General features: G+C 68.5%; 25 protein-coding genes. 15 read left to right on the top strand and 10 right to left on the bottom strand.

What is annotated here, in order from left to right; all coding sequences use genetic code 11:
* Positions 1-28 precede the first annotated feature (28 nt).
* From sdhA to ABDZ66_RS14250, 3 genes are all read left to right on the top strand, one after another.
* Entirely contained in the window at positions 29-1,780 is a 1,752-nt protein-coding gene (sdhA, locus tag ABDZ66_RS14260; protein WP_343760182.1) for a succinate dehydrogenase flavoprotein subunit, read from the top strand.
* A 217-nt stretch (positions 1,781-1,997) separates the two neighbouring features.
* The gene (locus ABDZ66_RS14255) at positions 1,998-2,762 is read left to right on the top strand and encodes a succinate dehydrogenase iron-sulfur subunit (protein WP_343760180.1); all 765 of its coding nucleotides are present in this window, start codon (positions 1,998-2,000) and stop codon (positions 2,760-2,762) included.
* Between the two features lie 80 nt (positions 2,763-2,842).
* A complete protein-coding gene (locus tag ABDZ66_RS14250; protein ID WP_343760178.1) occupies positions 2,843-4,225 on the top strand; it encodes a cytochrome P450 in 1,383 nt (460 codons plus the stop codon).
* 4 nt (positions 4,226-4,229) lie between these two features.
* Here ABDZ66_RS14250 and ABDZ66_RS14245 read toward each other — a convergent pair whose 3' ends face one another.
* Positions 4,230-4,568, bottom strand: a complete 339-nt coding sequence (locus tag ABDZ66_RS14245; RefSeq protein WP_343760176.1) for a hypothetical protein — start codon at positions 4,566-4,568, stop codon at positions 4,230-4,232.
* 89 nt (positions 4,569-4,657) lie between these two features.
* Here ABDZ66_RS14245 and ABDZ66_RS14240 point away from each other — a divergent pair, with 89 nt between their 5' ends.
* The 6 genes from ABDZ66_RS14240 to ABDZ66_RS14215 all read left to right on the top strand — a co-directional run bounded on the left by ABDZ66_RS14240 (position 4,658) and on the right by ABDZ66_RS14215 (position 9,278).
* Positions 4,658-5,173 carry a winged helix-turn-helix domain-containing protein gene (locus tag ABDZ66_RS14240; RefSeq protein WP_343760174.1) on the top strand — a complete coding sequence of 172 codons (516 nt, stop codon included), beginning with the start codon at positions 4,658-4,660 and terminating at the stop codon, positions 5,171-5,173.
* Positions 5,170-5,736, top strand: a complete 567-nt coding sequence (locus ABDZ66_RS14235) for an IS630 family transposase (protein ID WP_343760338.1) — start codon at positions 5,170-5,172, stop codon at positions 5,734-5,736. The genes ABDZ66_RS14240 and ABDZ66_RS14235 overlap by 4 nt, the downstream gene beginning before the upstream one ends.
* 333 nt (positions 5,737-6,069) lie before the next feature.
* Complete coding sequence (locus ABDZ66_RS14230; protein ID WP_343760172.1) at positions 6,070-7,254, top strand: DUF3500 domain-containing protein; 1,185 nt, start codon at positions 6,070-6,072, stop codon at positions 7,252-7,254.
* 1 nt (position 7,255) lies between these two features.
* On the top strand, positions 7,256-7,795 hold the full coding sequence (locus tag ABDZ66_RS14225; RefSeq protein WP_343760170.1) for a hypothetical protein: 540 nt from the start codon (positions 7,256-7,258) through the stop codon (positions 7,793-7,795).
* Positions 7,792-8,877 (top strand): HupE/UreJ family protein, encoded by a 1,086-nt coding sequence (locus ABDZ66_RS14220; protein ID WP_343760168.1) that lies wholly within the window; start codon positions 7,792-7,794, stop codon positions 8,875-8,877. Before ABDZ66_RS14225 ends, ABDZ66_RS14220 begins: the two co-directional genes overlap by 4 nt.
* A gap of 239 nt (positions 8,878-9,116) precedes the next feature.
* A complete protein-coding gene (locus ABDZ66_RS14215) occupies positions 9,117-9,278 on the top strand; it encodes a hypothetical protein (protein WP_343760166.1) in 162 nt (53 codons plus the stop codon).
* A 196-nt stretch (positions 9,279-9,474) separates the two neighbouring features.
* On the opposite strand, the gene ABDZ66_RS14210 is transcribed toward ABDZ66_RS14215, so the two are convergent.
* The 7 genes from ABDZ66_RS14210 to ABDZ66_RS14180 form a co-directional block, all read right to left on the bottom strand.
* Positions 9,475-9,969: a hypothetical protein gene (locus ABDZ66_RS14210; protein WP_343760163.1), complete on the bottom strand. Its 495-nt coding sequence runs from the start codon at positions 9,967-9,969 to the stop codon at positions 9,475-9,477.
* Positions 9,970-9,997: 28 nt separating this feature from the next.
* Positions 9,998-10,300, bottom strand: a complete 303-nt coding sequence (locus ABDZ66_RS14205) for an antibiotic biosynthesis monooxygenase family protein (RefSeq protein ID WP_343760161.1) — start codon at positions 10,298-10,300, stop codon at positions 9,998-10,000.
* A gap of 13 nt (positions 10,301-10,313) precedes the next feature.
* Complete coding sequence (locus ABDZ66_RS14200; protein WP_343760159.1) at positions 10,314-10,853, bottom strand: cyclin-dependent kinase inhibitor 3 family protein; 540 nt, start codon at positions 10,851-10,853, stop codon at positions 10,314-10,316.
* A complete protein-coding gene (hemB, locus tag ABDZ66_RS14195) occupies positions 10,850-11,851 on the bottom strand; it encodes a porphobilinogen synthase (RefSeq protein WP_343760157.1) in 1,002 nt (333 codons plus the stop codon). Before hemB ends, ABDZ66_RS14200 begins: the two co-directional genes overlap by 4 nt.
* Before the next feature lie 74 nt (positions 11,852-11,925).
* Positions 11,926-12,246, bottom strand: a complete 321-nt coding sequence (locus tag ABDZ66_RS14190) for a roadblock/LC7 domain-containing protein (RefSeq protein ID WP_343760155.1) — start codon at positions 12,244-12,246, stop codon at positions 11,926-11,928.
* Positions 12,243-12,584, bottom strand: a complete 342-nt coding sequence (locus tag ABDZ66_RS14185; RefSeq protein WP_343760153.1) for a roadblock/LC7 domain-containing protein — start codon at positions 12,582-12,584, stop codon at positions 12,243-12,245. Before ABDZ66_RS14185 ends, ABDZ66_RS14190 begins: the two co-directional genes overlap by 4 nt.
* Positions 12,581-12,931, bottom strand: a complete 351-nt coding sequence (locus ABDZ66_RS14180) for a roadblock/LC7 domain-containing protein (protein WP_343760151.1) — start codon at positions 12,929-12,931, stop codon at positions 12,581-12,583. Before ABDZ66_RS14180 ends, ABDZ66_RS14185 begins: the two co-directional genes overlap by 4 nt.
* 644 nt (positions 12,932-13,575) lie before the next feature.
* Here ABDZ66_RS14180 and gyrA point away from each other — a divergent pair.
* The 4 genes from gyrA to ABDZ66_RS14160 all read left to right on the top strand — a co-directional run bounded on the left by gyrA (position 13,576) and on the right by ABDZ66_RS14160 (position 19,521).
* A complete protein-coding gene (gene gyrA, locus ABDZ66_RS14175; protein ID WP_343760149.1) occupies positions 13,576-16,011 on the top strand; it encodes a DNA gyrase subunit A in 2,436 nt (811 codons plus the stop codon).
* 324 nt (positions 16,012-16,335) lie between these two features.
* Entirely contained in the window at positions 16,336-16,950 is a 615-nt protein-coding gene (locus ABDZ66_RS14170; RefSeq protein ID WP_343760147.1) for a helix-turn-helix domain-containing protein, read from the top strand.
* A gap of 167 nt (positions 16,951-17,117) precedes the next feature.
* Positions 17,118-18,476 carry an FAD-dependent oxidoreductase gene (locus ABDZ66_RS14165; RefSeq protein ID WP_343760145.1) on the top strand — a complete coding sequence of 453 codons (1,359 nt, stop codon included), beginning with the start codon at positions 17,118-17,120 and terminating at the stop codon, positions 18,474-18,476.
* 49 nt (positions 18,477-18,525) lie between these two features.
* Positions 18,526-19,521 carry an NAD(P)/FAD-dependent oxidoreductase gene (locus tag ABDZ66_RS14160; protein WP_343760142.1) on the top strand — a complete coding sequence of 332 codons (996 nt, stop codon included), beginning with the start codon at positions 18,526-18,528 and terminating at the stop codon, positions 19,519-19,521.
* Between the two features lie 51 nt (positions 19,522-19,572).
* Here ABDZ66_RS14160 and ABDZ66_RS14155 read toward each other — a convergent pair whose 3' ends face one another.
* Both ABDZ66_RS14155 and ABDZ66_RS14150 read right to left on the bottom strand, forming a co-directional pair.
* On the bottom strand, positions 19,573-20,385 hold the full coding sequence (locus tag ABDZ66_RS14155; RefSeq protein WP_343760140.1) for an AAC(3) family N-acetyltransferase: 813 nt from the start codon (positions 20,383-20,385) through the stop codon (positions 19,573-19,575).
* A gap of 469 nt (positions 20,386-20,854) precedes the next feature.
* Complete coding sequence (locus ABDZ66_RS14150) at positions 20,855-23,011, bottom strand: glutamine synthetase III family protein (protein WP_343760138.1); 2,157 nt, start codon at positions 23,009-23,011, stop codon at positions 20,855-20,857.
* 499 nt (positions 23,012-23,510) lie between these two features.
* Between ABDZ66_RS14150 and glnA the strand changes: the two genes are divergently transcribed.
* Both glnA and ABDZ66_RS14140 read left to right on the top strand, forming a co-directional pair.
* Positions 23,511-24,923 (top strand): type I glutamate--ammonia ligase, encoded by a 1,413-nt coding sequence (gene glnA / locus ABDZ66_RS14145; protein ID WP_343760135.1) that lies wholly within the window; start codon positions 23,511-23,513, stop codon positions 24,921-24,923.
* Between the two features lie 366 nt (positions 24,924-25,289).
* Positions 25,290-26,447, top strand: coding sequence for a branched-chain amino acid ABC transporter substrate-binding protein (locus tag ABDZ66_RS14140; protein WP_343760133.1), 1,158 nt, complete (start codon positions 25,290-25,292; stop codon positions 26,445-26,447).
* The last annotated feature ends 219 nt before the right edge of the window (positions 26,448-26,666 follow it).

The following is a 26,666-nucleotide window of genomic DNA, read 5'->3' as shown; positions in this document are numbered from 1 at the left end:
CCTTGCGGGCAGGTGGTAAAGGATAATTATGCATCATCGTTATGACGTGCTGGTGGTGGGTGCGGGGGGCGCGGGCCTGATGGCGGCGCTGTACGCCGCGAAGGGGAACGTGTCGGTGGCCTGCATCAGCAAGCTGTACCCGACGCGGTCGCATACGGGCGCGGCGCAGGGCGGGATCGGCGCGGCCCTGGGGAACGTGCAGGAAGACCACTGGGAATGGCACATGTTCGATACCGTCAAGGGCGGCGACTACCTGACCGACCAGGACGCGGCCGAGGTGTTCGCCAAGGACATCATCGACGCCGTGTACGAGCTGGAGCACATGGGTCTGCCGTTCTCGCGCACGCCGGACGGGAAGATCGCGCAGCGCAAGTTCGGCGGTCACACCCGTGACTTCGGGAAGGCCGCCGTCGAGCGCAGCTGTTACGCGAAGGACCGCACGGGTCACATGATCCTTCAGACCCTGTACCAACAGAACGTGAAGGCCGGAACGACGTTCTACAACGAGTTCCACGTGACGGACCTGCTGATCGAGGACGGCCGCTGCCGCGGCGTGGTGGCGTACGAACTGAGCACCGGGGAACTGCACACCTTCCACGCGAAGGCCGTGATCCTGGCGGCCGGCGGGTACGGCCGCGTGTTCAAGATCACCAGCAACGCCCTGACCCTGACGGGCGACCTGATGAGCATCTACTACCGCAAGGGCCTGCCCCTGGAGGACATGGAGTTCTACCAGTTCCACCCGACCGGTCTGGCGAAGCTGGGCATCCTGGTCACGGAAGGCATCCGTGGTGAGGGCGGCATTCTGCGCAACGACAGCGGCGAGCGCTTCATGGAGCGGTACGCGCCGACCATCAAGGACCTCGCGCCGCGTGACATCGTGTCGCGCTCCATCATCACCGAGATCCGCGAGGGTCGGGGCGTGGGCCGCGACAAGGACGCCGTGAACATCGACCTGACGCACCTGCCGCGCGAGGTGATCGAGGGCAAACTGGCCGAGATCACCGACCTGGCGCGCACGTACCTGGGCATGGACCCGGTCAAGGACCTCGTGCCGATCCAGCCGACGGCGCACTACGCGATGGGCGGCATTCCCACCGACCTGAACGGCCTGTGCCTCAGCGACGGGAACGGCGGGACGGTCGAGGGTCTGTACGCGGCCGGTGAGCAGGCGTGCGTGTCGCTGCACGGCGCGAACCGCCTGGGTACGAACAGCCTCGGGGACCTCGTGGTGTTCGGCCGCCGCGCCGGGATCTACGCCGCGCAGTACGCCCGTCAGGTGGAATTCCCGGACATGCCCGAGAACCCCGAGCGCGAGAGCGTGGACCTGTTCGACCGCCTGCGCAACAGCAGCGGCAAGGACAATGCCGCCGCGATCCGCAAGGAACTGCAGGAATCCATGATGAACAACGTCGGGATCTTCCGCAACGGCAAGGACATGGAAAAACAGGTCGGGATCGTGCAGGAACTCAAGGCGCGGTACGCGAACGTGGGCGTCAGCGACCCCAGCCGCCGCTACAACAGCGAACTGATCGAGGCGATGGAACTGGGCTTCATGCTCGACTGCGCCGAGGCCATGACCGCCAGTGCGCTCAACCGCACCGAGTCGCGCGGCGCGCACGACCGCGAGGACTTCACGACCCGTGACGACGAGAACTGGCTGAAGCACACCATGGCGTACAAGGACCTGAACCGCGAGGGTCAGGTGCAGATCGGGTACAAGCCCGTGTCCCTGAAGGGCTTCACGCGGGCGTTCGAACCCAAGCCCCGCGTGTACTGATACGGACTCGGATTGAATGGGTTGCAAAACCCGTTCAATCCGAGCGGAGCGACTCGTAGAGCTGCCCCGCAGAGCAGGAGAGAAACGTCCCTCCGGACGTGGAGCTGGCAATCCGGTGAAGTTCCGGATTGTCAGCGAAACAGACGGAATCCGTATGACCTCCACCCCCACCCACTCGGGCGTCGCAACAGACAGGTGCCGCCCGGAAGGAATCTCAATGACCCAGACCCACGCACCGACCAGCGCCGCGCCCGTCTCTGCGAGCGTGCCGATGATGCAACTGAAAGTGAAGGTCCTGCGCTTCGATCCCGAGAAGGACAAGAAGGCGCACTGGACCACCTACGACGTGGAGGCCCAGCCGGGTGACCGCGTGCTGGACGTCATCAACCACATCAAGTGGTATCTGGAGCCCAGCCTGACGTTCCGCCGCTCGTGCATGCACGGCATCTGCGGCAGCGACGCCATGCTGATCAACGGCCGCAACCGCCTCGCCTGCAAGACCCTGGTGCGCGACGTCGCCAAGAACGGCGGGACCATCACCGTGGAACCCATCCGCGGCCTGAAGGTCGAGAAGGACCTGCTGGTGGACATGGAGCCGTTCTTCGACTCGTACAAGGCGATCATGCCGTACTTCATCAACGAGTCCCCGGCCCCCGCCGCCGAGCGCATCCAGTCCGAGGAGGAAGCCGAGCGCATGGCGCACTCCAGCAACTGCATCCTGTGCGCGTGCTGCACGACCAGTTGCCCGATCTTCTGGGTGAACGGCTCGTACCTGGGCCCGGCCGCGATCGTGCAGGCGCACCGCTTCATCTTCGACACCCGCGACGAGGCCACGCAGCAGCGTCTGGGCATCATGAACCAGAACACCGGCGTGTGGCGTTGCCGCACCGCGTACAACTGCACCGAAGCCTGCCCGCGCGACATTCCGATCACGCAGCTGATCGAGGAAGTCAAGCGCGCCGTCATGTACGGCCAGGCGTAAGACCAACACCCTGAACGCCCCGCCCCGCCTGTCGGCCGGCGGGGCTTTCTCGTGGGCGGCGCGGAAGTGTACCGTGGGTCATGACCGACGCCCTGCCCCTGCCGGCCTCCCCGCGTGTCATTCCCACCGTGTCCGGGCCGCCCGTGATCGGCAGCATCACGCAGCTGTACCCACACCGGCTGCGGGCGTTCCTGACTGCCGCGTACCGCGAGCATGGCCCGGTGTTCAACGTGACGGGCCTGGGACAGACGTACACGGTGCTGGCCGGGCCGGAAGCGAACGTGTGGACCGTGAAGGAGTCCGCGCGGGTGCTGCGGTCGCGTGAGGCGTGGCGGCCCAACGATCAGGCGTTCGGGACGTCGCGCTCCCTGATCAGCGTGGACGGCGCCGAGCACCGGGTCTTCCGGCGGGTGGAGGGGCGCACGTTCACCCGCTCTTACCTGGGCGCGAACCTGCGCCGCGCGCTGGCCGTGACGGCCGGGGACCTTGCCCCGCTGCGGGCCGGGGACGACCTGAGGGTGGCGCACTGGTGCAAGGCCGTGATCACCGAACAGCTGGCGCGGGTGGTCGTGAACGGTTCTGCCCGCCCGTACCTGAGTGACCTGCTGAGCTTCGTGCAGAACACCCTGATGGTCCGCGTGACCCGGCAGCGCCCGCCGCTGGTCGAGCAGCTGCCGGGCTTCCGGCGGGCGCGGGCGCGGTCCCTGGGCATGGTGGAGGCCCTGATCGAGGAGCACCGCCGCGTCCCACCCGAACAGGCCGGGCGCGAACCGGACCTGATCGACGACCTGCTGGCCGCGCAGGCCGCCGACCCGGCGTTCTGGTCGGACCTGGACCTGCGCATGGCCACCATGGGGGCGTTCATCGCGGGGATGGACACCGCCGCGAACACCCTGGCGTTCGTGCTGTACCGCGTCGGGCGGCACCCGGAACTGGTGCCCCCCCTGGTCGCCGAGGCCGACGGGGCGTTCCGGGACGGGCCGCCCAGCATGGACACCCTGGGCCGCCTGCCGCACCTGCACCGCTTCGTGCTGGAGTGCCTGCGCCTTCACCCCATCGCGCCCGCCATGACCCGCACCGTCACGCAGGACTTCAGCTTCGCGGGATTCACGGTGCCGCGGGGGCGGCGGGTGATCATCGGCACGACCGTCCCGCACGGCCTGGACGGGTGCTTCACGGACGCAGCGCGCTTCGACCCGGAACGCTTCGCGCCGGGCCGCATGGAGCACCGCCGCCCCGGCGCGTTCGCCCCCTACGGCCTGGGGCCACACATCTGCGCGGGCAGCGGCATGGCCGAGGGCCTGATCATGTTGAACCTCGCCGCCATCCTGCGGACCCTGGAACTGCGCGGCGACCCCACCTACGTGCTGCGCGAGGTGGCCCGCCCGACCGCCACCCCTGACGACCGGCTGACCCTGCGCGTGACGGGCGTGCGGCACCCGGCGGTCAGTCTGCTCGCCTGAACCGTTACACCGTCAACGGTTCGAGGCTCCGCACCGGTTTCCCGGTCTGCCGCGCATACGCGATCTCCCGGCGGGTAGATTCACCCACGTACCCGCCAGGGTTGATGACGAGCACCTCGTCCGCGAGATCGATCTTGCGCAGGTGCAGCTCACCCAGCCGTTCCAGGGCAGCCTCGCGTTCGACGCTGCGCAGGTGCGACAGGGCGTCCTCGTCCCGCTGGCGGTGACTGCCGACACTCAGGACGATCCGCCCAGCCAGCGTCTCGGCCAGCGACGCCGCGTCGAACTCGGCCAGGAAGCGCACGCTGCCGCACAGGCACACCACGCGCGGCCTCTCCCCCACCAATGCGCTCAGCTCCTCCTCACTTCGCTCGGATTGAACGGCTTTGTAAGCCATTCAATCGGAGTCCGTATGATACGGACTCCGATTGAATGGCATATAATCGTTGCATCAAACAGATACCTCTGACCACCCCTCTCGCGCATGACGCTGACACCTTCTGGCATCTCTACCGGGCCAGTACCTGTGCCGTCGAACGACGCAGAGCCCAACTCTTCGCCCTCCTCGCAGAAGGACGCCCCGTACCTGAGATCCTCCAGGTGACCCGGTACAACCGGGTCACCGTCTACGGACTGGTCAAGCGCTACCGCAAACAGGGGCTCGCGGGCCTCCGTGACGCGCGTCACGCCAACCAGGGCGCCCCCCGCCTCCTGACAGCCGAACAACAACAAACCCTGGCCGCCCGACTGCACGCCGACTTCGAGCAGGGCATCGTCTGGTCCGGTAAGGACGTTCAAGACTGGCTTCAGCAGCAGTACGGCCTGTCCGTCCATCTCGGGCGCACCTATGAATTCCTGCGGGCGGCGGGCTTCACGCCCCAACGCCCTCGACCCCGGCACGCTGGCAGCGATGAGGCCGCAAAGGAAGCGTTCAAAACAAAGTCCTGACCGAGACGCTCCGCCAGGCGGAGCGTCTCTCACCGCGTGTCTCTCTGTGGTGCATGGACGAACATCGAATCGGGCTCAAACCGATCCGGCGTTCCATGCGGGCGCCGACTGGGCAACCGTTGACCTGCCCAGTTCAGCCTGGATACGAGTGGCTGTATGTGTACGCGTTTGTCAATCCGGAGAGCGGCGAGAGCTTGTTCTGGTTGATCCCAGTGGTGAACAAACAGGCGTACGGGGCCGTCATGGCGGCGTTTGCGCAGAAGGTCGGCGCTGGCGCCGACCATCGGGTGTTGGTCGTTCAGGATGGGGCTGGTTTCCATCTTCCACCGGATGACGGGCATCCTGAGGGGATTCAGACGGTGACGTTGCCGCCGTACTCGCCGGAACTGCAGCCGGCGGAACGGCTGTGGGAGTTGACGGATGCACCGATTGCGAATCGAGTGTTCAAGAGCATCAAGGAGGTGGAGGCTGCCCTGTCGGAACGCTGTATCTGGTTGGAAGCTCAACCTGATCTGGTCACCCGGCACACACTCTTCCACTGGTGGCCGCTGTTGGCTAATTAATCGGAGTCCGTACGATACGGACTGCCGTTTGTTTCGCCGGCAATCCGGAACCACGCCGGATTGCCAGTTCCACATCCGGAACCCGTTTTGGCTCCCACTCGCTCTGCTACGCAGCTCTACGAGTCCGCTCGGATTGAACGGCTTTGTCAGCCATTCAATCGGAGTCCGTGTGAGGCTTCGCCGATCGAATTCAGACAGCGTCGCCTGACATGCGTGGATGGCCTCCCGGCATGACGTGAGGCGGTTCATTCCCTTCTTAACGTTCCTTTAGTCACTTTCGGTTGTGATGGGCTCCGCAGGCGACTGAGTGTCGTCACGCCGGAGGTTCCACCCATGAAAAGACGCACCTGGATATCCCTGACCGCCGCACTCAGCGCGGCCACGCTGAGCTTCTCCCTGATGCACGCCAGTGCCGGCAGCGCCGGTGCACCGACTGCTACGGCCAGTTCCACGACCCCCGTGGCCAGCAGCGACGCGCAGACGCAGAAGATCGTCAGTGCCGCCAACGCGTTCCTGGGCGCCCTGAACGCCACGCAGCGCCAGAGCGTGTTGTTCGCGTTCACGGACAGTGCGCAGCGTCAGCGCTGGTCGAACCTCCCGACCGGGCTGTTCCAGCGGGCCGGGCTGCGCTGGGGTGATTTGAACGCCGCGCAGCGGGCCGCGCTGACCACCCTGCTGGGCGCCGTGCTGTCCCCGGACGGACTGAAGATGGTGCAGCAGCAGATGGCGGCCGACGACATCCTGAAAGCCGAGAGTGCCAGTGGCACCCAGGGCGGAGCGGGTCAGGCCCCCACGACCCCCACCGGTCAGGGCCAGCGTCCGGCTGGAGGGACTCCTCCCGGGGGTCAGGCGGGCGGTCCTGGCGGTTCCCTCATCTTCGGCAGTGACGAGTACTACGTGTCGTTCCTGGGTACACCCAGCACGTCGGGCACCTGGACGCTGCAGTTCGGTGGGCATCACCTGGCGATCAACGCGACTGTCGCCGGGAAGAACGTTACGCTGTCCCCCAGCCTGACCGGTGGGCAGCCCATCCGCAGCACGTCCGGCGGGAAGACGACCACCGTGATCGACAAGGTCCCGCAGGAAATCAGGGACGCGGGCGCCCTGCTGGGCAGCCTGAGCGCCGCGCAGAAGGCGAAGGCGATCATCAGCGGCCAGAGCATCGACCTGGTGCTCGGGCCGGGGCAGGACGGCAGGACCCTGCAGCCCGAGGGCCTGAGTGCCTCGGCCATGACGGCCGCGCAGCAGGCGGCGCTGCTGAAGCTCATCCAGGACCGGCTGGGCATCCTGAACGCCGATGACCTGAACGCGAAGATGACCGAGATCCGCCGGAACCTCGCGCAGACGACGTTCGCGTGGTACGGCCCCACGAACGGCTCGGCCGCGTACTACCGCGTGACGGCCCCCACCGCGATCATCGAGTTCTCCCCGCAGAGCATGGGTGGGGACGCCACCAACCACCTCCACAACATGTACCGCGATCCCAGCAACGATTACGGCGCGGCCTGGACGAAATAACGTGAGGATTCGCCCCGCACTCCTGCTGCTGGCCCTGCTGGGCGTCGCCCGGGCCCACCCGGTGGATGAGGTGGTGCAGGGCGCGTACCTGACCCTGACGCCCACGGCGGTGGAACTGGAGCTGGACATCACGCCTGGCAGCGCCGTCGCCGCCAGCGTCACGGGCAGCCTGGACGCCGACCACGACGGGCGGGTCACGGCCGCCGAGGCCCGCGCGTACGCCACGCGGGTGCTGGCCGCGCAGACCCTCACGCTGGACGGCACCCGCGCCCGCTGGACACTGCGGGACGTGCAGGTGCCGCCCCTGGCGAACCTGAAGGTCGGCGGCGACACCCTCAAGATCTTCGCCGTGGCTCCCAGGACGCAGCGGGCCGGGACGCACGCCCTGACGTACACGAACGCGTACCGACCCGCGAAGACGCAGCGGATCGCGAACATCTTCCTGAAACCCGGCGGGACCCTGACCGACCGGGTGACCGCGCAGACCCGCAGCGCCGACCTGACCCGCCTGACCGTGCAGTTCACCACCGGGCGGACGTGAGGCGCGTCCTGCGCTCCCTGCTGGTGGTCCTGCTGGCCCTGATCGGCGTGGCGGGCGCGCACAGCCTCACGTTCAGTCAGGTGGACGTGCACCTGAACGCAGACGCCACGCGGCTGACCGTCACGCTGCCCCGCGCCGCCCTCACGCACGACCCGGCGGCACTGCCCGCCGGAACGACCGACGCCAGCCTCCAGGCGACGCCCCTCCCGCAGCCGGTCACGCAGGCCCTCACGCGACTCGTCACCGCGCGCCTGCACGTCCGGGCCGCGCCGGGCGACCTGCCCCTGACCGTCACGGCCGCCCGGGCCGCCGGGGAGAACGTCACGGTCACCCTGACCGCCCCCGCCGCGACCGGCACCGTCACCGTGCAGACCGACCTCTTCCCGGACGACACGCTGCACAAGACGTTCCTGAACCTATACCGCGCGCAGACGCTCGCCGGGCAGTACGCCCTGGACCACGATCAGACGACCGCCACGCTGGAAGGACCGCGCCAGTCCACCGCGCAGGTCGTGCTGACGTTCATCCGCGAGGGGGTGCATCACATCTTCATCGGGCCGGACCACATCCTGTTCGTGCTGGCACTGGTCCTGCTCGGCGGCCGGACCCGCACGCAGGTGAAGATCGTCACGGCGTTCACGGCCGCGCACAGCGTCACCCTGGCCCTCGCCACCCTGAACGCCGTGCAACTCCCGGACCGCCTGGTCGAGAGTGTCATCGCGCTGAGCATCGTGGTGGTCGGCCTGCATGACCTGCGCGTCCTGCGCCGCACTTCCCCCAGGGTTGCCCCCACCCGCGACCCGCGCGCCGCTCTGGCCTTCGCGTTCGGACTGATCCACGGCTTCGGCTTCGCCAGCGTCCTGCGTGAACAGACCCTCCCCGCAGACGCCGCCACGTGGTCCCTCGCGGCGTTCAACGTCGGCGTGGAAGTCGGACAACTGTGCATCCTGCTGGTCGCCGCCGCCGCACTGCACCTGCTGCGCCGCGCCGGGCCGCACATCACCCGCACGTCCCTGCGCGTGACCGCCACCGCGATCACCGCGACAGGCGGCGTGTGGTTCCTGCAACGCCTCCTGACCTGAGAACGGACGCGGGGCGTTCCGTCAGTTCTTCAGGTCACCCATCCCGTCGGAAGCAGCGTTCACCAGCGGAGGAGGGCCAGGTGGGTGACGAGACCGGGTTGGTGGGACTCCAGACGCGGGACTCTCGGAGCGCTGCGTCCACCTCGTTCCGCTCCCCTGCAACGTCGTTCCCAGACCAGTCCAGCTACCCCGGCCGCCCAGTCAGCCCCCGCAGCGAAGGGCTGGGCTGGCCGGGCGCGGTGGGTCACACCGCCGACCTCGTGACCCTGTCACGCGAACCCCGCTGGACCGTGAACGTCCCGCAGAACGTGTCCCGCCTGGACGACTTCTGCGAGGGGAGCCTGGACCCCTGGATCACCGAATACCGATCTGACACGATCATGCGCAGCCTTCCTGACTGAAACGGATTCCGTTTATTTCGCCGACAATCCGGAACTTCACCGGATTGCCGACTCCACGTCCGGAACCCGCTTCTCTCCTACTCGCATCCGCTCGGATTGAACCGCTTTGTAAGCCATTCAATCGGAGTCCGTATCACTCCTACTCGCATCCGCTCGGGTTGAAAGATTCTGCGAACCTTTCAACCGGAGGCTCCATTCAGAACTGGAGGGCGTAGCGGGTGCCGGCCCCGTCGAAGCACTCGCCGATGCCGCGTTCCTGCGCGTCCACGGTCAGGGTGCAGGTCAGCAGGGCAGGCGGGTCGCTGTCCGCGCGGGCGATCAGGTTGCCGGTGTAGGCGGGGACGGGGCGGCCGCCCTCCACGCGGGTGCCGCCGCCCGTCACGGCGCTTCCGTCGCTGCCGCTGCTGGCGCCGAACGCCACGCTGAAGCCCAGTCCGCCGGGCAGCGCGCCGTTCCCGATCAGGTACGTGCGGCCCGTGTAGGTGCGCCCACCGATGCGGAGGGTGGCGTTGTCGGGCGCGAACGGGTCACCCACGTGGGGCGTGAGGGTCCCGCGCGTGAAGGTCACGGTGCCTTCCTCGCCGGTCACGGCGTTCACGATCCGCCCGGTCTGCGGGGCGGTGACGGCAGGCGCGCACGCGCCGAGGACGGAGGCGAGCAGGGCCGCGCCGAGCAGGGCATGGAACTTCATGCGCCCAGTGTAGCCCTGCCGGTCCCGGTCAGCGGGTGACGACCTCGTGGATTTCCAGGACGTTCGGGCCGCTGAACGCGTCTTTCGGGAGGGTGCCGCTGCGGGCGTGCCCCTGCCGGAAGGCGTCGCTGGTCGTCCAGGCCTCGAAGGACTCGCGGGACTCCCAGAAGGTCAGCACCACGAACGGGTCGCCGTCCCGGGTGGGGCGCAGGACGTGGTTGGCGATGAAGCCGGGCATGCCGTCCACCAGTCCGGCGCGGTCACGGAACCGCTGCTCGAAGATGTCGTGGTACTCGGCCTTCACGTGGATGCGGTTGGCGACGCTGATCATGGGTGACCTCCAGTCACTGGGCGAAGTCGTGGATGAACTGCTCCTGCCCTCGCGTCTCGATGGCGTGCGGGCTGCGGGTTTGGCGGACCAGGGCGATGGCGTCGTGGGCGCCCAGGCCGCCCTGCACGAGCAGGCACGCGGCGGTCAGGCCCGCGCGGCCCAGCCCGCCCCGGCAGTGGACGACGACGCTGCGGCCGTCGAGCAGGTGGGTCATGAGTTCGTCGATGTACGCGGCGAAGTCACGCGGGTCGTGTGGGGCGTGCCGGTCGGGGATGGGGTACGGGGCGATCTCGATGCTGTGCGCGGAGGCGGCGTCGTGGTAGCCGTCCATGCCCAGCAGGTCGAATTCGAAGTCCTCGATGAGGGGCGCGATGACGTTCGTGCCCTGCTGCGCGAGGGTCCGCATGTCGTCCGTGACGCTGCGGTCGTGCGTGACGCCCGGCTGGTACACGCTGCCACCCTTCTTGCCGGGCGCGAAGGTCAGGCCCAGGCGGCCCGGCCACAGGCCGGTGGGAATCCAGTCCACGCGGATGGGGTTGACGGCGCTGGTCATGCGCGGGCGTCCTCGGCGAGCCAGCGGGCGGCGTCCAGCGCGTGGTACGTGATGATGGCGTCCGCTCCGGCGCGCCTGAAGCCGGTCAGGGTTTCGAGGACGGTGCGGCGTTCGTCCATGAAGCCGGCGGCGGCGGCGGCCTTGATCAGGGAGTACTCGCCGCTGACGTTGTACGCCACGACCGGCAGGTCGAATTCGCGTTTCAGGAGGTTCAGGACGTCCAGGTACGCCAGGGCGGGTTTGACCATCAGTGTGTCGGCGCCCTGCTCGGCGTCCAGGCGGGCCTCGCGCAGCGCCTCGCGGTAGCCGCCGGCGGGGTCCATCTGGTAGGTGGCGCGGTTCCCGACGCTGGGGGTGGACCCGGCGGCGTCCCGGAAGGGGCCGTAGTAGGCGCTGGCGTACTTCACGGCGTAACTCATGACCGGGACGTGCGTGAAGCCCGCCCCGTCCAGTGCGGCGCGGATCGCGGCGACCTGCCCGTCCATCATGGCGCTCGGGGCGATCACGTCGGCGCCCGCGCGGGCCTGTGACACGGCGGTCTGCGCGAGCAGGGCGAGGCTGGCGTCGTTGTCGACCGTCCAGGCGTCCTGGCCGCTCAGGCCGGGCACCTCGCACAGCGGGCCGCAGTGGCCGTGGTCGGTGTACTCGCACAGGCAGGTGTCGGCAATGACATTCACCTCGGGCACGCTGGCCTTGATGGCGCGCGTGGCCCGCTGGATGATGCCTTCCTCGGCGTACGCCTGGGTGCCCAGGGCGTCCTTGTGGTCGGGAATGCCGAACAGGATCACGCTGGGCACGCCGAGGGCCAGGGCCTCGCGGGCCTGCTGGACGGCACTCCCGATGGAGTGGCGCTGCACGCCGGGCATGGTGGCGATGTCGGTGACGGTGTCGCGTTCATGCACGAAGATCGGGTGGATGAACTGCTCTGGGTGCAGGTGCACCTCGCGGGTCAGGGCGCGCAGGGCGGGCGTGCGGCGCAGGCGGCGGGGACGGTCCATGCGCCTACGCTAGCGCGCGGGCGCCGGGACGAATGCAACGCACTCCGGCACGCGACACGCGGGAACGCGGGCCGTCAGGCGGTGCCGAGCAGGCGGCGCACCGCGAAGCGCACGCGGCCCAGGCTGGCGACCTCGTCGAAGGCGGTCAGGAGGATCTGGTCGCCGTGCGGGGTGAGCAGGACGGGGCCACCCTCGACGTCCAGCAGCAGTTCCTGCCAGTCGCCGGTGTTCAGGTTGGCCTGCAGGCTGCCGATCACGGCGCGGCCGGCGGCGATCAGGGTCAGTTCCGCGCCCAGCTGTTCCTCGGGCAGCCCGGCGCGGGCCACGACGCGGCCGTCGCTGGCGACCAGGGCGGTGTGGCGCACGCCGCGCACGTCCATCAGGGCCTCGATCATGCGGTCTCCGGTCGGGGCAGGTGCCCGAGTTCCAGGGCCAGGCGGGCCAGGGTCTGCTGGGCGGTGCGGGTGTCGGTGCCGCGCGCCATGGCGGCCCCCAGCACGAAGTCGCCGCTGGAGACGGCGACGACCTCGATGCGTTCGCTGGTGAAGGCGATGCGGGTGACCTCCCCGGCGCCCAGGCGGCGGCCGGTGCGGTCCAGGCTGGTGCGCAGGGCGCTGAGTTCGGCGGCCATGGCGTCGCCGCCCTCGCCGTGCGTCTCGATGGGCAGGCCGTCGGGGCCGACCAGGGCGGCGGCGATCACGCCGGGCAGGGTGCGCAGGGGGTCGATGATCACAGGGTGGCCTCCAGTTTGCGGGCGGTGTCGCGGCCGTACAGGCGGGCCTGCCCGAGGTTGCTGCGGGCGTCGACGGCCAGCAGCAGGAAGTAGTCGGCCTTGATGGGGTGCAGGTACACGCTCAGGCGTTCGCCGCGCAGGTACAGTTCGCGGGTCTGGCCGCCGTTCAGGGTGGTGGCGTAGGCGGTGCTGGCCGAGCGGTACAGGCCGGCGTGCTCGGCGATCAGCAGGTTGAGGTCGGTGGTGGCGGTGGAGTACCCCTCGATGAGCAGGCCGTCCAGGCCACCGATCGCTGCGGCCCAGGCGCCGTCCACGTCCCTGACGAGTTGCGTGAGTTGATCAAGCATGTGAGCGCATCATAAAGGGTACGCGCGGTCAGCGGGGGGTGGTGACTGGCAGACCGGCAGGGGTGGTGCCCCTGCCGCACGCGCGTTCTCATACGGACTCCGATTGAATGGGCTGCAAGGCCCGTTCAATCCGAGCGGAGCGAGTAGGAGAAAAACGGGTTCCGGACGTGGAGCCGGCAATCCGGTGCAGTTCCGGATTGTTGGCGAAACAGACGGAATCCGTATCATACGGACCCGGCGGGCGGCTGCGCAGCGTGGGAGCCCGGAGGACGGTCGGGCGTGGTGCTGGCAACCCGGTGCGTGGGCGGGGTGTGAACGAACCAGACAGCCGTCCGTATCAGTGGGCCGGGGGTCAGGCCGGGCAGACGGGGGCGGTGGTTGAGTGCGCCGTCCGGGGCGGGTGGGGTCCGGACTGTCATGGAGGGCTGATTTTGCTGGTGCTGGGCGGGTTCCGGTGGTGGTGGGGGTCGCGGTGTCCGGGGGTGTTTTCGGGTACAATGGGGAGCATAGAAGGACTCGGTTCTATTACGCCCTGAACATAATCGTGCTAGAATCGTTCCATCCCTGGCCCTGCGCCGGGACCTCCCCATCTCACTCCTGCGGCGCGGCACCTGCCACGCCCGGACCCGCACGACTGGAGCACCATGACCGGAATTCACCCCGTTGACATCACCAGCGAAGTCAAGACCAACTTCATCAACTACGCCATGAACGTGATCGTGGACCGCGCGCTGCCCGACGTGCGCGACGGCCTCAAGCCCGTGCAGCGCCGGATCATGTACGCCATGATGCTCGAGGGCCTGTACGCCAACCAGAAACACGCCAAGTCGGCGTCCGTGGTCGGCGAGGTCATGAAGAAGTACCACCCGCACGGCGACTCGTCCATCTACGACGCCATGGTCCGCCTGGGCCAGTGGTGGAACATGCGCTACCCGATGGTCCACCCGCAGGGGAACTTCGGCTCCATCGACGGCGACCCGCCCGCCGCGATGCGCTACACCGAGGCCCGCATGACCAAGGTCGCCGAGGAAGTCCTGGCCGACCTGGAAAAAGAGACCGTCGACCTGAAACCCAACTACGACGAGACCACCGTCGAACCCAGCGTGCTGCCCTCGGCCGTGCCGAACCTGCTGATCAACGGCGCCTCCGGCATCGCGGTGGGCATGGCGACGAACATCCCGCCGCACAACCTCACCGAGATCTGCAATGGCCTGCTGGCCCTGATCGACGACCCGCACATCGGCCTGGACGACATGATGCAGCACGTGACCGGCCCGGACTTCCCGACCGGCGGGCGCATCAGCAAGCAGGGCATCCGTGACGCCTACGCCACCGGCCACGCCGGGCTGAAGGTGCGCGGCAAGGCCCGCATCGAGGAGAAGAACGGCCGCAACCAGATCATCATCAGCGAGATCCCGTATCAGGTGAACAAGACCAACCTGATCCAGACGATCAGCGCCATGTACAAGGCCGGGAAGATCCCCGACATCTCGGCCCTGCGCGACGAGTCCGACCGCAAGGACCCGGTGCGGATCGTGGTGGAACTCAAGCGCGGCGCGATTCCCACGCTGGTCCTGAACCAGCTGTACAAGTACACGCAGCTGCAGGGCACCTTCACGGTCATCAACCTCAGCATCGTGAACGGCGAACCGCGCGTGCTGCCGCTGGTGGACACCATGCGCTACTTCCTGGCGCACCGCAAGGACGTCGTCACGCGCCGCACGCAGTACGAACTGAAGAAGGCCGAGGCCCGCGCCCACATCCTCGAGGGACTGATCAAGGCGCTCGACCACATCGACGAGGTCATCAACCTGATCCGGTCCAGCAACACCGGCACCGAGGCGCGCGACTCGCTGATGGTCCGCTTCGGCCTGAGCGAGGAGCAGTCCCAGGCGATCCTGGACATGCGCCTGCAGCGCCTGGTGGGCCTGGAGCGCGAGAAGCTGATGGCCGAGTACGACGAGCTGCAGAAGACCATCGCGTTCCTGCGCTCCATCCTGGGCGACGAGGGCCTGCTCTGGAAGGAGATCAAGAAGGAAATCCGCGCCGTGCGCGACAACTACGGCGACGAGCGCCGCAGCACCATCACGCTGCTCGAGGAGGACATCAGCAAGGAGGACCTGATCGCCGTCGAGGACATGGTCATCACCATGACCCGCGCCGGGTACCTCAAGCGCACCAAGCTCGACGCCTACCGCGCCCAGGGCCGGGGCGGGCGCGGTTCGTCGGGCGGCAAGCTGCGTGACGAGGACGTGAACACCCGCGTGTTCGTCGGCAGCACGCACGACTTCCTGCTGTTCTTCACCGACAAGGGCCGCGTGTTCCACGAGAAGATCTACGACCTGCCGGAGGCGGGCCGGGACGCCAAGGGCACCCACATCCGCAACCTGCTGCCGGGCCTGCGTGACGACGAGAACATCGCGTCGGTCCTGAGCGTGGGGGGCTTCGAGGAGCCGGGCTGCTTCATCTTCGCGACCCGGAACGGCGTGGTGAAGAAGACCCTGATCACCGACTACGGCAACATCACCTCGGCGGGCCTGATCGCCATCAACCTGCAGCAGGGCGACGAGCTGATCAGTGTGGGGATCGTGCAGGACGGCGATCACGTGGTCCTGGCCACCCGCAACGGCAAGGCCATGCGCTTCGAGTCGAGTGAGGTGCGTGACACCGGACGCGCCACGCAGGGCGTGATCGGCATCCGCCTGCGCGAGGGTGAGCAGGACGCCGTGGTCAGCATGGCACTGGTGCCCGGCGGGGACGAGGAGAGCGAGCTGCTGGCCGTCAGCGAGTGCGGACTGGGCAAACGCACCCCGGTCGGGGAGTACCCCGCCAAGGGACGCGGCGGGATGGGCGTGATCACGCTGGACGTGACCGAGAAGACCGGCAAGCTGGTCACCCTGGCCCGCGTGGCCGGGGACGAGGAACTGATGGTCCTGACCGAGAAGGGCACCGTGATCCGTACCCGCGTGGAGGAGGTCCGCGTGACGGGCCGCAACGCGCAGGGCGTGAAGGTGATCAACGTGTCCGACAAGGACAGCGTGATCAGCGCCTTCCCGATCCGCCGCGAGGACGAACTCTGATCGGCTGAACCCCGGCCTCCGGGCAGGGTGGGCGGCGTGGTGAGGGCCTCGCCGCCCACTGCCGTTCCGGGAGTCCGGTGTGCTGTCCGGCCGGGGGCGGTGAGCGCCGGGTGAGGCTGGTCGGGCCGCGACGGTGCGTGGGAACGCCGTGCTGCCGGGGCTCGGGAGGGGCGGGTCTGACCGGGTGATCTGTAATCTCAATGCTGATTAAAGAAACAAAAGTGTTTACAAAAAAGTGATATTGGGTTACACTGTGAGCAGGTCGGGAATAAGCCCCCGACACCCCGTTTCCCCCCTCTCACACCGCCCAAGGAGGCGCACACAATGATCACCAGCCACACCAGCACCCCCCGGACCTTCGTGGACACCGTCACCTACCGCCCCGGCGCCGTCATCCTCTACCCCGGCAAGAGCGACATGCTCTACCGCGTCTCGACCGGCCTCGTGCGCGTCCACACCATGGACGACGACGGCAACGGCCTGACCCTGCGGTACGTCAAACCCGGCGAGTACTTCGGCGAGGAAGCCCTGGCCGGCGTGAACCGCGCCTACTTCGCCGAGGCCGTCACCGACTCCAGCATCGACGTGATCAACCCCGCCCTCATGAGCGCCGAGGACAACCTCGTGGTCACCACCCACCTCGTGCGCACGCTGGAACGCGCCTACGAGAGCATCTACCGCCTCGTCGGCAAGCGGCTGCGCGCCCGCATCGCCGGGGAACTCCTGGAACTCAAGGACACCGCCCTGGCCACCCAGCTCGACAGCGGCGAGACCATGATCTACGCCACGCACGACGAACTGGCCGCCGCCGTCGGCAGTGTGCGCGAGACCGTCACCAAGGTCGTCGGCGAACTGTCCCGCGAGGGCGTCATCAGCGCCGGGTACGGCAAGATCACCCTGAAGAACGAGTCGGCCCTTCAGACCATCGCCGCCGCCTGAGCCACCGCCCACCACTCCCGTTCCATCCAGCGCTGCCCGGTCCTCACGCCGGGCAGCGTGTTCGCATGGCTTCCCGGCCGTGTTTCCGTCCACGTGACACCATCCGGGCTGGACAGCGGGCCGCGTTGCCATTCCCCCCCAAGCAGTTGACCTTTAGACTCAACCGCATGAGCCTGACAGTCACCCCCGACCGACCCCTGCGCGTCGCCGTGATCGGCAGCGGCCCCAGCGGCATCTTCGCCACCGAGGCCCTGCTGAAAAGCGACCTGAACGTCGACATCGACGTCTTCGACCGCCTGCCCACCCCCTACGGCCTGGTGCGCTACGGCGTGGCCCCGGACCACCTGACCATCAAGAGCGTCACGCGCGGCTTCGAGAAGACCCTCGGCGACCCGCGCGTGCGCTTCCTGGGCAACGTGGAATTCGGCACGGACCTGACGCACGAGGACGCCGTGACCCACTACGACGCCATCCTGTACACGGTCGGCGCCAGCAGTGACCGCCGCCTGGGCATTCCCGGCGAGGACCTGACCGGCTCCATGAGCGCCACCGAGTTCGTCGCGTGGTACAACGGCCACCCGGACGCCGCCGCCCGCGAGATGGTCCTCAACGCCGGCGGGGTCGCCGTGGTCGGCGTGGGAAACGTGGCGCTCGACGTGAGCCGCATCCTCGCCAAGACCACGGAGGAACTGCGCAGCAGCGACATCGCCGCGCACGCCCTGGACGCCCTGGAACACAGCCACGTGAAGGACGTGTGGATCCTGGGACGGCGCGGCCCGGCGCAGGCAGCCTTCACGACCAAGGAACTGCGTGAATTCGGCGAACTGCACGAATCCGAACCTGTCGTGGACCCCGCCGAGATCGCCCTGACCGAGGCCGAGGAGGCCGCCGTCACCGACAACGTGAAGAAGAAGAACATCGAGGTGCTGCGCGACTTCGCCGCCCGCACCCCGCAGGGCAAACCCCGCCGCGTGCACCTGCGCTTCCTGGTCTCCCCCACCGAGATCATTGACGACGGCACCGGGCGCGTGGGCGGCCTGAAGGTGGAACGCAACCGCCTGGACGAGAACGGCAACGCCGTCGGCACCGGCGAGTACGAGGTGCTGCCCGTGCAGATGGTGCTGCGCTCGGTCGGGTACCGGGGCGTGGCGCTGCCCGGCGTGCCCTTCGACGAGCGGCGCGGCGTGATCCCCAACGAGGAAGGCCGCGTGGAAGGCCGCGTGGGCGAGTACACCGCCGGGTGGATCAAACGCGGCCCGAGCGGCGTGGTCGGCACCAACCGCAAGGACGCCACCGACACCGTCGCGCACCTGCTGGCCGACGTGAACGGCGGCCACCTGCCCGGCGCGGCCCACCCCACCCGTGCGTCCGTGGACGCCCTGCTGGCCGGTCGGGGCGTGCAGGTGTACTCCTTCGCGGACTGGCAGACCCTCGACGCGCACGAACTCGCGACCGGGCAGGCCGAGGGCCGCCCCCGCCGCAAGGTCGTGCACCGCGAGATGATGCTCGGCCACCGCCAGGCCTGAGCGGCCCGCGCGGGAGGGGCCGGGCAGGGCGTTCTGGCATACTCGCCGCATGAACGCCCCCCTTCCCCCTGACCGTGACGCCGACGTGCTGATCGTCGGCGCCGGGCCCGCCGGACTGCACGCCGCGTTCTACGCCGCGTGGCGCGGCCTGAACGTGACCGTGCTGGACGCCCGGCACGAACCCGGCGGGCAGCTGACCGCCCTCTACCCGGACCGGCGCGTGTACGACGTGCCGGGCCTGCCCGCCGCGCCCGCCGCAGACGTGATCGCCGGACTGGTCCGGCAACTGGACGGCCTGCCCGCACAGCTGCACCTGAACACCCTGGCCCGCACGCTGGAAGCGGACGGTGAGGAGTGGCGCGTCGGCACGCTCGGACCTCACGGCCCACGGACCTACCGGGCGGGCGCCGTGATCCTGGCGGCAGGTCTGGGCGCCCTGCGGCCGCGCGAGGCCCGCGTGCCCGGCACGCACCCGGACGTGCGGACCGACGTGCCCGACCCGGCTGCACTCGCGGGCCGCCGCGTGCTGATCGTGGGCGGCGTGCCGCAGGCCACGCGCGCCGCGCTGGAACTCGCGCAGGCGGGCGCGCAGGTGACCCTCACGCACCGCCGCGCCGGGTTCCGGGGCAGTCCCGCCGACCTGGACGCCCTGGCGGAGGCGGGGCACACCGGCCGGCTGGACGTCCTCGCTCCCGCCGTGCTGCTGAACGTCACGCCGACCGGCGCGGCCCTCACCGTGGACGGTCAGCCGCGCGACGTGCCGGCCGACACGGTGCTGATCCTGAACGGCTACCTGCCGGACCTGACGCCCGTGCAGGGCTGGCCGCTCGGCTGGCAGGGCGAGTACGTGCCGGACGGCGTGGGCGGCCGGACCGCCCTGAGCGGCGTGTTCGTGGCGGGCGACGTGGCGGCGTCCGGGCAGGACTTCAAGCTGATCTCGGTGGGGCTGGCGCAGGCGGCCGTGGCCGCCAACCACGCCGCGCACCACGTCCGCCCGGACCTGCGCGTGCGGCCCGGTCATTCCAGCGAGAAACGCCTCAGCTGACCGGGCCTGTGTGGATGCACCTCAGCTGACCGGGCCCGTGGGGATGCACCTTCAGCTGATCAGACCCTGGTGCGGGCGCGGTGTCAGGCCCTGGGCGCGCACCAGCGCCCGCACCTCCTGGCAGCGGCACCCCCGGTAGGTGCACAGCAGCGCCTCCGGGTCGCGGCCCAGCAGGCGCACCGTGGCGTCCACCAGGTCCCGCACGCGGTACAGGCGCAGCGTGGAGGACCCCACCTGCACGCTGCGCAGCCCCGCATGGACCTCCGGGGCCAGATGATCGAAATCCGCCGAGCAGTTCGGGAAGGCGGTGGGCAGCACCTGTCCGTCCAGCGGCACGTAGCGCGTCAGGAGCGGCATGCCCGCGAGGTGCTCGCCGTAGTGCACGCTGGTGTTGCTGCCGAAATCCACGCCCATCAGCAGCGCGTACCCGTTCAGGTCGTACAGCGCCCCGACCGGCTGGTACGGGCTGCCCAGCGACTGCGCCTCGGTGATGCGCGCCGCCTCCTGGCCCAGGGCCACGAAACTCAGGGTCGGGTGAAAGGACCGCAGGGCCTCGGCGCGGTCCACGAGTTCCTGCGGGACCCGCCCGATATCGCGGCTGACCCGGCTGTCCCGGTGGAAACGGGCGTGCGTGGTCGAGGTCGGCCGTGACAGCAGCGTCGAGTACGTGAAGGCCGGGGCGACCAGGGTGGCCGTGCGCCGCGACAGGCTCTCCACGACCGTCCGGGCGCCCCCGTCCAGCGTGCCGAAGGACTTCAGGCTCGCGTGCACGATCACGTGCTGCGACCCGTCCAGTCCCAGCGCCCGCAGTCCCTCGTCCAGTTCGGCGGGGGTCACGGCGGGGCGGCGAAGCAGATTCAACACGCCCGCAGTTTACTCCGCGTGACGGGGGCAGGAGGGAGTGCTGCGCACTCCGGTTGAGTGGGGTGCCAACCCCGTTCAACCCGAGCGGATACGACCCTTGAAGCGGCCCCGCAAAGGAGGAGCGGGACGCGCACTGGCGGGCGTGGCGCTGACAGATCGGTGGGGCGGCGGATTGTGAACGGAACAGACGGCAGTCCGTATGTGAAGTGGACGGAAGAGAGTGACCCGCCTGCGTGGAAGCAGGGCGGGTCACCGGGGTGCGTCGGGTGGTGTGGCCGGGGCGGAGGGGGCCGGGCCTCACTCCCTCCGGCCGACTCCCTCCCCTGACGGGCCTTAGACGGATTCCGTTTGTTTCGCTGACAACCCGGAACTTCACCGGATTGTCGGCTCCACGTCCGGAACCCGCCCAGCTCCCACTCGCTTCGCTCGGACCCAGCGGGCTTTGCAGCCCATTCAATCGGAGTCCGTATTACTTGACGAAGAGCATCTGGCGGTAGGTGGGCAGCGGCCAGAGTTTGCTGCTGACGACCTTCTCGAGGCGGTCGGCGGCGGTACGGACCTCGCTCATGGCGGGCAGGACGTGGTCCCGCATGTGGTGGGCCTTCTCGTGGACCTCGTCGCCGCCCAGCGCTTCGTTCTGGACGCGCAGGGCCTGGATGGCGTCGTACAGGGCGTCGGCGGCGGCGCTGACCTCGGCGGTGACGGCCTGTGCGGCGCGGTTGCCGCCGACCTTGCCGAGGTCCGCGAGGTAGTTCAGCGCGGCGGGCAGGATCTGCGTCTGGGCCATGTACTCGGTGGTTTCACCCTCGATGTTCACCGTCTTGAAGTAGATGTCGTACATGATTTCCTGACGGGCCGCGAGTTCGCGTTCGTTCAGGATGCCCAGTTTGCTGAACAGGGCGGTGTTCTTCGGGCTGTTCAGGTGCTCGATGGCGTCGAGGGTGGTGCGCAGGTTCAGCAGGCCGCGCACCTGCTCTGCTTCCTGGTGCCAGGCGTCGCTGTAGCCGTCGCCGTTGAAGACGATGCGCTGGTACTGCTGGTAGGTGCGTTTGACGAGCGCGGTGACGGCCTCGTCGAGGCTCTGCCCGGCGTCCAGCTGCGCCTTCAGTTCGGCCGTCAGTTCAGAGACGCTCTCGGCGACAATGGCGTTCAGGACCGTGATCGGGAAGCTGATGCTCTGCGAGGAGCCCACGGCGCGGAACTCGAACTTGTTGCCGGTGAAGGCGAACGGGCTGGTGCGGTTGCGGTCCCCGGCGTGCACGGGAATCTCGGGCAGGACGGAGCTGCCCAGGCCCATCAGGCCGGCGGACTTGCCGCTGCCGCCCTGGCCGCTGACGATGCGGTCGAAGATGTCGGTCAGTTCGCTGCCCAGGAAGATGGAGATGATGGCGGGCGGGGCCTCGTTCGCGCCGAGGCGGTGGTCGTTGCTGGCGCTGGCGACGCAGGCGCGCAGCAGGTCCTGGTGGGTGTCGACGGCTTTCAGGACGGCAGTGCAGAAGAACAGGAACTGCATGTTCTCGTGGGGGGTGTCGCCGGGTTCCAGCAGGTTCTCGCCGGCGTTGGTGGCCATGCTCCAGTTGCAGTGCTTGCCGCTGCCGTTCACGCCCGCGAAGGGTTTCTCGTGCATCAGGCAGACCAGGCCGTACTTGCGGGCGGTGGTGCGCAGGACCTGCATGATCAGCTGCTGGTGGTCGGCGGCGATGTTGGAGTGCTCGAAGATCGGGGCGATCTCGAACTGGCCGGGCGCGACCTCGTTGTGGCGGGTCTTGACCGGGATGCCCAGCGCGTACAGCTGCATCTCGGCGTCGGTCATGAAGCTCAGGACCCGGTCGGGAATGGCGCCGAAGTAGTGGTCCTCGAGTTCCTGGCCGCGCGGGGGTTTGGCGCCGAACAGGGTGCGGCCGGTCATGACCAGGTCGGGGCGGCGGTAGTAGTACTCCTCGGCGATCAGGAAGTACTCCTGCTCGGCGCCCAGGCTGCTGCCCACGCGGGTGCCGGCGCTGGCGCCGAACAGTTCCAGGGCGGGCGTCACGGCGCTGTTCAGGGCCTCGATGGAGCGCAGCAGCGGGGTTTTCAGGTCGAGGGCCTCGCCGGTCCAGGAGGCGAACACGCTGGGGATGCACAGGGTCGCGCCGTTGGCGTGCCGGATGATGAACGCCGGGGAGGAGGGGTCCCAGGCGGTGTAGCCGCGCGCCTCGAAGGTGGCGCGCAGGCCGCCGGACGGGAAGGAGCTGGCGTCGGGTTCGGCCTGGATGAGTTCCTTGCCGGAGAAGGACATGATGGCCACGCCGTCACCGGCGGGGTTCAGGAACGAGTCGTGCTTCTCGGCGGTGGAGCCGGTCAGCGGCTGGAACCAGTGGGTGTAGTGCGTGGCGCCCTTCTCCATGGCCCAGGTCTTCATGGCCAGGGCGACGGTGTCGGCGATGCTGGCGTCCAGCTGCGCGCCGCGTTCCACGGTGGCCTGCAGGCTCTTGTAGGCGCTCTTGCTGAGGCGGGCCTTGAGCTGTTCGAGGGTCAGCACGTCGCTGGCGAACAGGTCGTTCACGACCTCCAGCGGGGAGGCGGAGGGGGTGGTGTCCACGCGCCAGTTGCGTGCGGCCGAGTTGACGTCGAAGTCCTGGTTCATGTCGCTCCCTGTCGCGGGCCTGGACCGTGGTGCGTGGCGTGGGGCATCCCGTGATCTCACGCCGCGCCGGTCCGTGTGACCCGCTCACTGCCCGCGAGTATAGGAGTCTGCTTTCGCGGGGTCAACGCATTCTCCTGCACAAGATGACGTCAGCAGCCGACTTTCCGGGACACACCCCCCGCCGGAAGTGCAGCTTGTCATTCCCGGAATGAACGTCCGGGCGTATTGAACGGAACAAGTTGCACCGGGGCCTGGGGTGTGCCCCGGGGAGGGTGGCAGCCGGCCGGCGTGACGGACCGCCAGGAAGGTCGTACCATTTCGGGACGACCGGATGGGGTGTGCCGGACCACCGGGCGGGCCAAGCGCCCGGACAGGAAGGCGCGGCGGACCCCGGCCCCGCTGCCCGCGCGGCGCCCTGACCTGCCGCCCGCGCTTCCGTTCCGTTTCCTCTTTTCACTTTTGTGCACTCTCAGCCGTTTCCGCCGGAGGTTCGTTTCAGATGCCCACCCGTTCCAGCCGTTCCACCGCCACGCCGGCCTCTCCTGAAGTGCCGGCCCGACCCACCCAGCCGGGCGGCCCCACCCGCGAGAGCATCCTGGCCCGCCTGCACGAGGCGGAAGTCAAGTTCCTGCGCCTGCAGTTCACCGACATCCTGGGCACCACCAAGAACGTCGAGGTGCCCAAATCGCAGTTCCAGAAGGCCCTGAACGGCGACGTGACATTCGACGGCAGCGCCGTGGAGGGCTTCACGCGCGTCGAGGAGTCCGACATGCTGCTGCGCCCGGACCTGGGCACGTTCCTGATCTATCCGCAGTTCTCCCGCGAGGAGGGCGAGCGCGGCAAGGTCGCCCGGCTGATCTGCGACGTGGCCCTGCCCGACGGCACCCCCTTCGAGGGCGATCCCCGGCAGGTGCTCAAGCGGCAGATCGCGCGGGCGCAGGCGCTGGGCTTCGAGATGTTCGTCGGTACGGAACCGGAATTCTTCCTGTTCGAGCGCACACCGGCCGGACTGGGCAGCACCGTCACGCACGACAAGGCCGGGTACTTCGACCTGGCCCCCATCGACAAGGGTGAACGCATCCGCCGCGAGATCACCAACAAGCTCGTCGAGATGGGCTTCGAGATCGAGGCCGCCCACCACGAGGTCGCGCCGGGCCAGCACGAGATCGACTTCCGGTACGCCCCGGCCCTGGAAACCGCGGACCGCATCGCGACGTTCAAGTTCGTGGTCAAGCGGGTCGCGCTGGAGTACGGGCTGCTGGCGTCATTCCTGCCCAAGCCGATCCCCGGCGTGAACGGCAGCGGCATGCACTGCCACCTGAGCCTGTTCCGTGACGGCGTGAACGCCTTCGCGGACCCGGCCGGCGAGTACGGACTGTCCCGCACGGCCGAACAGTTCATCGCGGGCCTGCTGGACCACGCGGGCGGCATGACGGCCATCACCAATCCGCTGGTGAACAGCTACAAACGGCTGGTGCCGGGCTTCGAGGCGCCCGTGAACGTGGCCTGGAGTACCAGCAACCGCTCGGCCCTGATCCGCATTCCCGCCAAGCGCGGGAACTCCACGCGCGCCGAGGTGCGCATGCCCGACCCGAGCTGCAACCCGTACCTGGCGCTGGCCGTGATGCTCGCCGCCGGGCTGGACGGCCTGGAGGGCCGGATGGAGCCCGCGCCGGCCATTCAGCGCAACATCTTCAAGATGACGGTCCGCGAGAAACGTCACCACCGCGTACGCGAACTGCCCAGCGACCTGCGCGAGGCCGTCGAGGAACTCGAGAAGGACGAGGTGATGCGACGTGCGCTCGGCGAGCACGTCATGGATCACTTCGTGGCGGCCAAACGCGCCGAGTGGCGCGAGTACAGCGCGGCCGTCCACCAGTGGGAACTCGACCGTTACCTCGACCTGATCTGATCCTGCGCTGCCCGGCACCGGGGTTCCACCGGCGGGACCGGCCCCGGTCTGCGTCCGCTGGTCTGCATTTGACCGGCGCCTTCATTCACCGGGGGCCGACGCGCGGGGGCGGAAAGGCGCTTCTTGCGCCCGCGTGCATGGAATCACTCGTTCCGGATTCACCAGCGCCAGTCAGAGCAACCTGATTGCTGGATGCAGGAGGTTCGCGGCAATTTCAGAATGGTATCAAGGTGGTGTTGCCAGAATCATTTCAAGCGCACTCATGAGCGGCGCATTGACATGACCTAAAGCGCTCCATAGAATCTCGGCATCACCACACCGCACCCGGGTTAACAGACCCGACGTGTACCTATATCTGGAGGCCCCATGAAGAAAACCGCCCTGAGCCTTACCGTCCTGGCAGCCCTCGCCCTCGGCAGCGCGTCCGCCCAGACCACCATCAAGATCGCCAGCCTCAGCCCACTGTCCGGCGGCCAGAGCGACCTGGGCACCCAGATCCGCAACGGCACCCAGCTGGCCGTCAACGAGTACAAGGCCCAGTTCAAGAAACTCGGCTTCGACCTCGTGCTCGTGCCCTACGACGACCAGGCCGACCCCGCCACCGGCACCGCTGCCGCCCGTAAGATCGCCGCCGACCGCCAGATCCTGGCCGTCGTGGGCACCCTGAACTCCGGCGTGGCCATCCCCGCCAGCGCCGCGCTGCAGCCCAGCAAGGTCGCCATGGTCTCGCCCGCCAACACCGCCAACGGCGTCACCGATCGCGGCCTGAGCAACATGAACCGCATCGTGGCCCGCGACGACTCCCAGGGTCCCGCCGGCGCGAACTTCATCAGCGGCAACCTGAAGGCCAAGAAGGTCTACATCCTGAACGACAAGACCGCCTACGGCGAGGGTCTGGCCAAGGAAGTCGAGAAGGCCCTGAAAGCCAAGGCCGTGACCGTCAGCGCGAACGAGGGCACCGAGGAGAAGAGCGACTTCTCCAGCATCATCGCCAAGATCAAGCTGCAGAAGCCCGACGCCATCTACTTCGGCGGCATCTACAACCAGGTGGGCGTGTTCATCAAGCAGCTGCGTGAAAGCGGCGTCGCGACCCCCGTGGTCGGCGGCGACGGCCTCGACAGCGGCGAACTGCCCGTGATCGTCGGCGCGGCCAACGCGAACAACATCTACTTCACGACCGTCGCCGCGCCCATCGACGCGCTGCCCGCCGCGAAGGTGTTCGCCGCCAGCTACAAGAAGACCTTCAACGACGACGCCCAGGGCTTCGGGGCCTTCGGTTACGACGCCGCCAAGGTCGTGCTGCAGGGCGTGCTGAACGCCGTGCGCGGCAACAGCAACAAGCTGCCCAGCCGCGCGCAGGTGGAGAGCGCCATCCGCAAGGGCAGCTTCACCGGCCTGCTGTCGGGCAACGTGGCCTTCAACTCGGTGGGTGACCGCAAAGCCGGCACGCTGTACGTGATGAACGTCACGGACGGCAAGTTCAAGCTGAGCACCAGCCTGCCCGTCAAGGCGCCCAAGCCTTAAGCGCCAACCTGGGCAGGAGCGTGTATAGACGCGCCTGCCCTGCAACAGACCTCCCCGCACCATCCTGGGGCCGGGCCGCGTGCTCGGCCCCGATTGTTTTCCGGCTGGCCGGGCACACGGGCGCGCGAGTGCGTGACCGGAGTACCATTTCAGGTGACCGTCGGTGCCGGGCGCGCAGGTCACGGCGTCAGGGGAGTGAAGGCAAGGCGTTCACTCCGC

Origin of the sequence: Deinococcus depolymerans, from assembly GCF_039522025.1 — a bacterium.
Taxonomy (GTDB): domain Bacteria; phylum Deinococcota; class Deinococci; order Deinococcales; family Deinococcaceae; genus Deinococcus; species Deinococcus depolymerans.
Note: the sequence above shows the minus strand (reverse complement) of the source record. Positions and strands in the feature narration are given on the sequence as shown.

Excerpts from the sequence above, each read along its gene's own strand:
- sdhA (WP_343760182.1), top strand. The coding sequence starts at position 29 with ATGCATCATCGTTATGACGTGCTGGTGGTGGGTGCGGGGGGCGCGGGC.
- ABDZ66_RS14255 (WP_343760180.1), top strand. The coding sequence starts at position 1,998 with ATGACCCAGACCCACGCACCGACCAGCGCCGCGCCCGTCTCTGCGAGC.
- ABDZ66_RS14250 (WP_343760178.1), top strand. The coding sequence starts at position 2,843 with ATGACCGACGCCCTGCCCCTGCCGGCCTCCCCGCGTGTCATTCCCACC.
- ABDZ66_RS14240 (WP_343760174.1), top strand. The coding sequence starts at position 4,658 with ATGGCATATAATCGTTGCATCAAACAGATACCTCTGACCACCCCTCTC.
- ABDZ66_RS14230 (WP_343760172.1), top strand. The coding sequence starts at position 6,070 with ATGAAAAGACGCACCTGGATATCCCTGACCGCCGCACTCAGCGCGGCC.
- ABDZ66_RS14210 (WP_343760163.1), bottom strand. The coding sequence starts at position 9,969 with ATGAAGTTCCATGCCCTGCTCGGCGCGGCCCTGCTCGCCTCCGTCCTC.
- ABDZ66_RS14205 (WP_343760161.1), bottom strand. The coding sequence starts at position 10,300 with ATGATCAGCGTCGCCAACCGCATCCACGTGAAGGCCGAGTACCACGAC.
- ABDZ66_RS14200 (WP_343760159.1), bottom strand. The coding sequence starts at position 10,853 with ATGACCAGCGCCGTCAACCCCATCCGCGTGGACTGGATTCCCACCGGC.
- hemB (WP_343760157.1), bottom strand. The coding sequence starts at position 11,851 with ATGGACCGTCCCCGCCGCCTGCGCCGCACGCCCGCCCTGCGCGCCCTG.
- ABDZ66_RS14190 (WP_343760155.1), bottom strand. The coding sequence starts at position 12,246 with ATGATCGAGGCCCTGATGGACGTGCGCGGCGTGCGCCACACCGCCCTG.
- ABDZ66_RS14180 (WP_343760151.1), bottom strand. The coding sequence starts at position 12,931 with ATGCTTGATCAACTCACGCAACTCGTCAGGGACGTGGACGGCGCCTGG.
- gyrA (WP_343760149.1), top strand. The coding sequence starts at position 13,576 with ATGACCGGAATTCACCCCGTTGACATCACCAGCGAAGTCAAGACCAAC.
- ABDZ66_RS14170 (WP_343760147.1), top strand. The coding sequence starts at position 16,336 with ATGATCACCAGCCACACCAGCACCCCCCGGACCTTCGTGGACACCGTC.
- ABDZ66_RS14165 (WP_343760145.1), top strand. The coding sequence starts at position 17,118 with ATGAGCCTGACAGTCACCCCCGACCGACCCCTGCGCGTCGCCGTGATC.
- ABDZ66_RS14160 (WP_343760142.1), top strand. The coding sequence starts at position 18,526 with ATGAACGCCCCCCTTCCCCCTGACCGTGACGCCGACGTGCTGATCGTC.
- ABDZ66_RS14150 (WP_343760138.1), bottom strand. The coding sequence starts at position 23,011 with ATGAACCAGGACTTCGACGTCAACTCGGCCGCACGCAACTGGCGCGTG.
- glnA (WP_343760135.1), top strand. The coding sequence starts at position 23,511 with ATGCCCACCCGTTCCAGCCGTTCCACCGCCACGCCGGCCTCTCCTGAA.
- ABDZ66_RS14140 (WP_343760133.1), top strand. The coding sequence starts at position 25,290 with ATGAAGAAAACCGCCCTGAGCCTTACCGTCCTGGCAGCCCTCGCCCTC.